The organism is Thiohalocapsa sp. (assembly GCF_022340605.1).
Taxonomy (GTDB): domain Bacteria; phylum Pseudomonadota; class Gammaproteobacteria; order Chromatiales; family Chromatiaceae; genus Thiohalocapsa.
Genome location: NZ_JAJDNQ010000012.1, coordinates 1 through 6457, shown reverse-complemented (window position 1 = coordinate 6457; position 6457 = coordinate 1). Strand labels below are relative to the sequence as shown.

Annotated in this window: 6 protein-coding genes and 1 pseudogene; 4 read left to right on the top strand and 3 right to left on the bottom strand. The window is 69.1% G+C overall.

Annotated elements, in window-relative coordinates; genetic code table 11:
- From LJE69_RS01085 to LJE69_RS01075, 3 genes are all read left to right on the top strand, one after another.
- A partial coding sequence (locus tag LJE69_RS01085) for an HAD-IIB family hydrolase (RefSeq protein WP_296920401.1) occupies positions 1 to 1557 on the top strand: 1557 nt, incomplete at its 5' end.
- A 46-nt stretch (positions 1558 to 1603) separates the two neighbouring features.
- Positions 1604 to 2464, top strand: a complete 861-nt coding sequence (locus LJE69_RS01080; protein ID WP_296920398.1) for an HAD-IIB family hydrolase — start codon at positions 1604 to 1606, stop codon at positions 2462 to 2464.
- A 198-nt stretch (positions 2465 to 2662) separates the two neighbouring features.
- Positions 2663 to 3319 carry a YceH family protein gene (locus tag LJE69_RS01075; protein ID WP_296920396.1) on the top strand — a complete coding sequence of 219 codons (657 nt, stop codon included), beginning with the start codon at positions 2663 to 2665 and terminating at the stop codon, positions 3317 to 3319.
- A 30-nt stretch (positions 3320 to 3349) separates the two neighbouring features.
- Here LJE69_RS01075 and LJE69_RS01070 read toward each other — a convergent pair whose 3' ends face one another.
- Positions 3350 to 4795, bottom strand: a complete 1446-nt coding sequence (locus tag LJE69_RS01070) for a hypothetical protein (RefSeq protein WP_296920393.1) — start codon at positions 4793 to 4795, stop codon at positions 3350 to 3352.
- 92 nt (positions 4796 to 4887) lie between these two features.
- Positions 4888 to 5649 carry an SDR family oxidoreductase gene (locus LJE69_RS01065; RefSeq protein ID WP_296920390.1) on the bottom strand — a complete coding sequence of 254 codons (762 nt, stop codon included), beginning with the start codon at positions 5647 to 5649 and terminating at the stop codon, positions 4888 to 4890.
- 137 nt (positions 5650 to 5786) lie between these two features.
- On the opposite strand from LJE69_RS01065, the pseudogene LJE69_RS20910 reads away from it, so the two are divergent.
- A pseudogene (locus LJE69_RS20910) lies at positions 5787 to 6119 on the top strand (transposase family protein); the annotation flags it as partial.
- Positions 6120 to 6132: 13 nt separating this feature from the next.
- Here LJE69_RS20910 and LJE69_RS01060 read toward each other — a convergent pair.
- The coding region (locus tag LJE69_RS01060) for a hypothetical protein (RefSeq protein WP_296920388.1) at positions 6133 to 6457 on the bottom strand (325 nt) is incomplete at its 5' end.

Genomic DNA, 6457 nt, shown 5'->3' with positions numbered 1-6457 from the left:
CTCTACGACCACTACCAGCCCGAGCGCATGAGTGTGATCCCGCCGGGCACGGACCTGAAGCGCTTCCACCCACCGGACGGTCGCGAGCAGCGCGCCGCCATGACCCAGGAGCTGGGCCGCTTCCTGCACCAGCCGAGCAAGCCGATGGTGCTGGCGCTGTCACGGCCGGACGAGCGCAAGAACATCACCACGCTCATCGATGCCTATGGCGAGTCCGAAGAGCTGCAACGCGCGGCGAATCTGGTCATCGTCGCCGGCAACCGCGACGACATCCGCGAGTTGGACGCGGGCGCACAGCAGGTGCTGACGGACATCCTGATCCTCATCGATCTGTACGACCTCTACGGCCGCGTCGCCTACCCCAAGCACCACACCGCCGACGAGGTGCCGGTGCTCTACCAATTGGCGGCGGCCTCCCGCGGTGTGTTCATCAACCCCGCACTCACCGAGCCATTCGGGCTCACGCTCATCGAGGCCGCCGCCAGCGGGCTGCCCATCGTCGCCACCGAGGACGGCGGCCCCATCGACATCGTCAAGCACTGCACTAACGGCATCCTGGTGGACCCGCTGGACACCCAGGACATCACCAAGGCCCTGCTCAAGGTGCTGAGCGACCGCAACCGCTGGCGCCAGTTCGCGAAGAACGGCATCGAAGGGGTCAAGAAGCACTACTCCTGGCCGGCCCACGCGGAGAGCTACATGGCGGCGGTGATGCCGCTGCTGGAGCGGGTGGAGCCGCCGCCGCGTGCGCCGGTGACGCGCCGGCCCATGCTCTACCACGACCGGGCCATCTTCACCGACCTGGATCAAAACCTGCTTGGCGACCTGGACGCGCTGGCGGAGTTCATCCGCGTCATCCGCGAGAACCGCAAGTGCACCAGCTTCGGCATCGCCACCGGCCGGCGGCTGGACTCCGCGCTGGCCATCATGCGCCGCTATGGCATTCCACGCCCGGACGTGCTCATCACCGGTCTCGGCACCGAGATCTACTACGCCCCGCAGCTCACCCGCGACTACGCCTGGTCGCGCTACATCGACCACCTCTGGTACCCGCGGCGGGTGCGAGATGCCTTGGCGGATCTCCCCGGCATCGAGCGCCAGCCGCGCACCGAGCAGAGCCGCTTCAAGGTGAGCTTCTACATTGACCCGGAGCACGCGCCGAGCCTGGAAGAAATCGGCAGCCTGCTGCACCAGGCGGACCTGCACGTGCACCTCAACCTGTCCTTCGGGCAGTTCCTGGACGTGCTGCCGGCGCGGGCCTCCAAGGGGCTCGCGCTGCGCTACGTGGCCGACCAGTGGGGTATTCCGCTAGAGCATTGCCTCGCCGCCGGCGGCAGCGGCGCCGACGAGGACATGATGCGCGGCAACACGCTCGCCGTGGTGGTGGCCAACCGCCACCACGAGGAGCTCTCGCAGCTCATCGACACCCACGGCATCTACTTCGCCGAGGCGCCCTACGCCGCGGGCATCCTGGAGGCCATCGAGCACTACCGCTTCTTCGACGCCTGCCAGGTGCCGCGAGAGCCGGACAATGGCAGCGCCCGCAACCATCGATAACCCGAACCCGATCCGATCAACGCAACCGCACCGCAAAGGGGGCAAGATGTCCGCAGCCGACGGCGCCATCCTGATCTGCACCGACCTGGACCGTACCCTGCTGCCGAACGGCTCGCAGCCGGAGTCCGCGAGCGCCAGACCACGCTTCCGCGCGCTGGCCGCGCATCCGGACGTGCGCATCGCCTACGTCACCGGCCGTCACCACGCGCTGGTGGACGAGGCCATTGCGGAATTCAACATCCCGGTACCGGACTACCTCATCGGCGACGTGGGCACCAGCATCTACCGCGTCGAGGACGACACCTGGCTGCCCGAGCACGACTGGCAGCAACAGATTGCCGCGAGCTGGGGCGGACGCGACGGCCCGGCACTGCACGCGCTGATCGCGGATATGGCGGGACTGCTGCTCCAGGAGCCGTCCAAACAGGGCCCCTACAAGCTCAGCTACTACACGCCGGAGGATTGGGACCGCCCCACCCGGCTCGCCGAGATCGAGTCGCGCTTCGAGCGCGAGGGCGTCGCCGCGAACCTCGTCTGGAGCCTGGACGAGCACGCCGGCACCGGCCTGCTGGACGTGCTGCCGGCGGCGGCAAGCAAGCTCAGCGCCGTGCAATGGCTGATCCACCACCAGGGTCTGGACGACGAGCGCACCGTCTGCGCCGGCGACAGCGGCAACGACCTCGCCATGCTCACCGGTCCCATCAACGCCGTGCTGGTGGCCAATGCCGCGGCCGATGTGCGAGCCGATGCCGCCGGTCTCGCCGAAGCAGCCGGCTACACCGACCGGCTGTATCAGGCCACGGGCGATTTTCATGGTATGAACGGCTGCTATGCTGCCGGCATCCTGGAGGGCGTCGCACACTACCTGCCGGAGAGCGTCGCGCTCTGGGCCGGCGTGGAACCCTGAGCGGATGGCAAGAAATCCCGTGGCGGCTTCGCATCATGCGGCTGTCGTCGCTCAGGCCAACGCAGGAGGTCCGACGATCAAGCCGTTATCCCGCGCGCCTCATGGGGCTTCGTTCTTAGCCTAATCTACGTGGATTTGCTTCGCCAGCTCTGAGCCCCGGGCGCACCACCGAGCCTCAGCCCATCGGTCACCGAGACCATGCAAGACGACGACCTCAAACCAACAGAACCACTGCTGAGCCGCGTCGAGGCCCGCATCATCGGCTGCCTGATGGAGAAGCAGCGCACCACGCCGGATCAGTACCCACTGACCCTGAATGCGCTGGTGGCCGCCTGCAACCAGAAGACCAGCCGCCACCCGGTGATGCAGCTCACACCCGGCGAGGTGGGGCACGCCGTCAACGTGCTGCGCGACCGCGGGCTGATTCATGCCAGCTTCAGCGGGCGCACCGAGCGCTACGACCACAAGCTGGCCGGCACCTATCTGCTCGACCGCCGCCAGCTCGGTCTGCTCTGCGCGCTCATGCTGCGCGGCCCGCAGACGCCAGGCGAGCTGCGCACCAATGCCGCACGGCTGGCCGATCTACCGGACCTCGCCACGGTGCACGAGGCCCTGGACAGCCTCGTACAGCACGAGCCGCCGCTGGCACGCGAGCTGCCGCGCCAGTCCGGCGCCCGCGAGCAGCGTTTCGCACACCTGTTGTGCGGCGAGCCCGAGATCGAGGCAACCGCGCCCGCCATCGCGGCCAAGGACGCCGGCGACCGGCCCGCATTCAGCGAGCGGCTGGAGCAACTGGAGCAGCGGGTGTCGGCCCTGGAAGCCGAGCTGGCGACGCTGAAGGGCGAGCAGACCTAGGAAAGCGCTGATTATTGGCCGTCCCCTGCGCTACCCGTGGCCGGGCCGCGGGCGCTCGGGCAGGCTGACATCGACGAAGGTGGTCACCGGCTCGCCGCCGGGCGGCAGCAGGGGGTCGGCGGCACGGCGGAAGAAGCAGCGGCCGTGGCCGGTAATGCCGTACTCCGTCCAGGTGCCGTCCGGAAAGAAGCAGCAGTCCCCAACCGCGGCGCCGTTCAGCCGGTGGTACAGCGAGCCCATGACCCAGAAATCCGCCGCCGAGGCCTGCTTGTAACCCATCTCGGTGCGATAGATGGGGTGCGTGTGGAACACCGGAATGGGCAGGTAGCGCGCCGACATGAGCGAGTACAACAGCACGTCCGACATCACGCCGGCGATGCCGCCGCGCGTCAGAAAGCAGCCGACGCGGTCCTCCTCGGCATCGTAGATCAAGTCCACCGAGATCTCGCACGCCGAGCGCCCCTGCACCCCGAGCGCCGTTTCCGGCGTCGCGCCGCCGGGAATGGACCTGGCTTCGCCCGCAACGCTGTGCGCGGCGAGCCGCTCGATGGCGGCCTCCCGCCAGCCGGCCAGCAGCTCCGCCACGCCACGCGCGGACAGCAGGCGACAGTCCCGCCACAGCCGCGGGTCCGGACGGTAGCAGTCGCGGGCCGCGGCGGACATGCCGGACCAAAGCTCACGGGCATACTTGGGGTCGGACTGATAGACCTCGTCGAAACCGCGTGCTCCGAGCTCACGCGCCGCCTCCAGCATCATCAGCGGCATGGCCCAGAGCCGGTCCAGTGCGGCGGTGATGGTGTCGGCACCCGACATGTCATGCTGTGGCGGCGGGCGGGTCTGCACCTCGTCGGGAGGGCCGATCAGGAAGCGCCGCGAGCTCGTGCCACCCCGGCTGCGGGCGCCCATATCTGTCCGCGCCACCGGCGCATCACGCCAGTCCGCGAACATGTCGCGCAGCGTCTTGTTGCCGAAGGCGGCGACCGCCGCGGACAGCGGCAACCAGCAGGGCATGCCCTCGCCGGTCTCGCCCCGCAGCTTGAGCTCGCTCACGCGGCAAAAGATCACCAACACGGTGCAATCGAACTGCCGGTATGGTCCCTCCCGGTAGCGCTCCGCCACCAGGAACGCGTCCAGCGGCGGCGCTTCGATGAGCGCCTCCTCTACCAGCTCGCGGCGCGCGTCCTCGCGCACGTCGGCGCGCAGCGGCACCAGGCGCAGACTCAGCGTCCCGCGCCGCAGCCCCTGCACGGGGCAGTAGCCCGCGGCATACTCGCCGGTGCGCAGCACCAGGACACGCTCGGCCTGCGGATCGATGCAGAACACCTGCACCGTGCTCAGCACGAAACCGATGCGATCCATGAGCGCGGTCATTCCGTGCCAGACCGTGGCCTTGAGCAGCCACCGCAGCCATTGCACGAGGCGCACGAGCCGTGACGGTCGAAACGCCTGCTGTTGTCGCTCTTCGTTGGGCTCCATCGCTGCGCCGTTTCCTCCCATGTCCCGCAGAGCTCAGCTGACTTTCCGGGAGTTTAAGCGAGGCTCGATCAACGACCAAGGTCTGCGCTGAATCAGACCTCGCTCATGCCCCCGTCCACGACGTACTCGGAGCCCGTGACGAAGGACGCCAGCTCCGACAGCAGGAAGGCCGCGACATTGGCCACCTCCTCCGGCCGGCCGAAACGTTGCAGCGGCACCCGGGACTTCACCGACGCCGCAATGCCGGCTATGGCCTGCGCCGGCATGCCGGAGCGCGCGAAAAAGTCCGTCTCGATGGGACCCGGGCTCACGGCATTGACGCGGATGCCGCGCGGCGCCAACTCCGCCGCCAGCACCCGCACCAGCGTACGCAGCGCGCCCTTGGTGGAGGCATAGGCAGCCGCGCCAGGCAGACCGCTGTCGCGCGCCACCGACGTGTTGAGCACAAACGCACCGCCGTCCGCGAGCAGCGGCGCCAGCGCCCGAGCCTGTAACATCGGCCCGCGCACGTTCACGGCGAAGTGTCGGTCGACGGCGGCCGCGTCCAGAGCGAGCAGTGGCTGAAACTGGCCGATGCCGGCATTGAGAAAGGCGCCATCGAGCCCGCCGAGCCTTTCGCGCACGGCGTCCGCCAGCGCGTCGGCGGCGGTGGGCTCGCCGGCATCGTTGGCAAGCGCGGTGACGCCCGGGCGGTCCCGCTCCAGTTCCGCCAGGCGCTCCGCCGACGTACCCGTTGCCAACACCGTCGCACCAGCATCCTGCAGCAATGCCACCGCCGCGCGGCCGATGCCGCTGGTGCCCCCCGTCACCACGAACCGCTTGCCCTCGAAGCCAAAGCCGATACTGTCTGCCATCACAATGTCCTCGGTGGTTGCATGGACCGCGTCGCGCCCCGGGTCACCGCCGGCAGGCGCTGCACGCAGGGCGAAATTGTTCTATCGTTGTTTGGTTGGCGGAAGAACAAGTTAGAGCCTAATCTGAGTGATGTTGAGTGCGACGCAGATTGCGCGCGCTGCCGGCGGTCTTCGCCGATGTCCTCGATCCACGTCGCGGGCAAGGTCGCCGCCATCTCCTGCCGGTCGTGCTCGCCATTGCGGCGGCGGTGCTGTGCGGCGCACGCGGCTACAAGACCATCGCGCCCTGGCCGAGGACTTCGGCCAGGCGGCCCGTGCATGGTTCCGCTGCCGCTGCGGTACGGCGTCTGGTGGCAGCCGGCCCGGCGATCGACAAACGGAATTATGGCGGTCAAACCCCTGCACTGCTCGCCGCCTACGCCGGCGTTTGGGAGATCTGCCTCTACCTGCTGCAGCACGGCGCCGATCCCCTCGCCGCGGATTTCATCGGCGGCAACATCCCCTATCTTGCCGCCAACGCCCGCGCGCTTCCGTCGTCGCCGCAAGGCCCGGCTCGGGGCCCAGGTCGCCGTGCCGGTACGCGAGCCGCGCCAGGGCCAGCGTCCAGACGGCGAGCCCGAGGCCCATGGCCACCAGCACGCCGGCACCCCCGAGCCATCGCGCCAGGGGCCAGAGCGCGAGCAGTGTGACCAGGGCGCCGGCCCAGGCGCGGGCGGCGTTGGGCCAGACGTCGCCGCGGGCGAACAGCAACTGGGTCAGCAGCTGGCCGGCCCCGAAGGGCAGCAGCAGCCACAGGGCCGGGCCGAAC

Coding starts and splice junctions, on each gene's coding strand:
- LJE69_RS01080 (WP_296920398.1), top strand. CDS start 1,604: ATGTCCGCAGCCGACGGCGCCATCCTGATCTGCACCGACCTGGACCGT.
- LJE69_RS01075 (WP_296920396.1), top strand. CDS start 2,663: ATGCAAGACGACGACCTCAAACCAACAGAACCACTGCTGAGCCGCGTC.
- LJE69_RS01070 (WP_296920393.1), bottom strand. CDS start 4,795: ATGGAGCCCAACGAAGAGCGACAACAGCAGGCGTTTCGACCGTCACGG.
- LJE69_RS01065 (WP_296920390.1), bottom strand. CDS start 5,649: ATGGCAGACAGTATCGGCTTTGGCTTCGAGGGCAAGCGGTTCGTGGTG.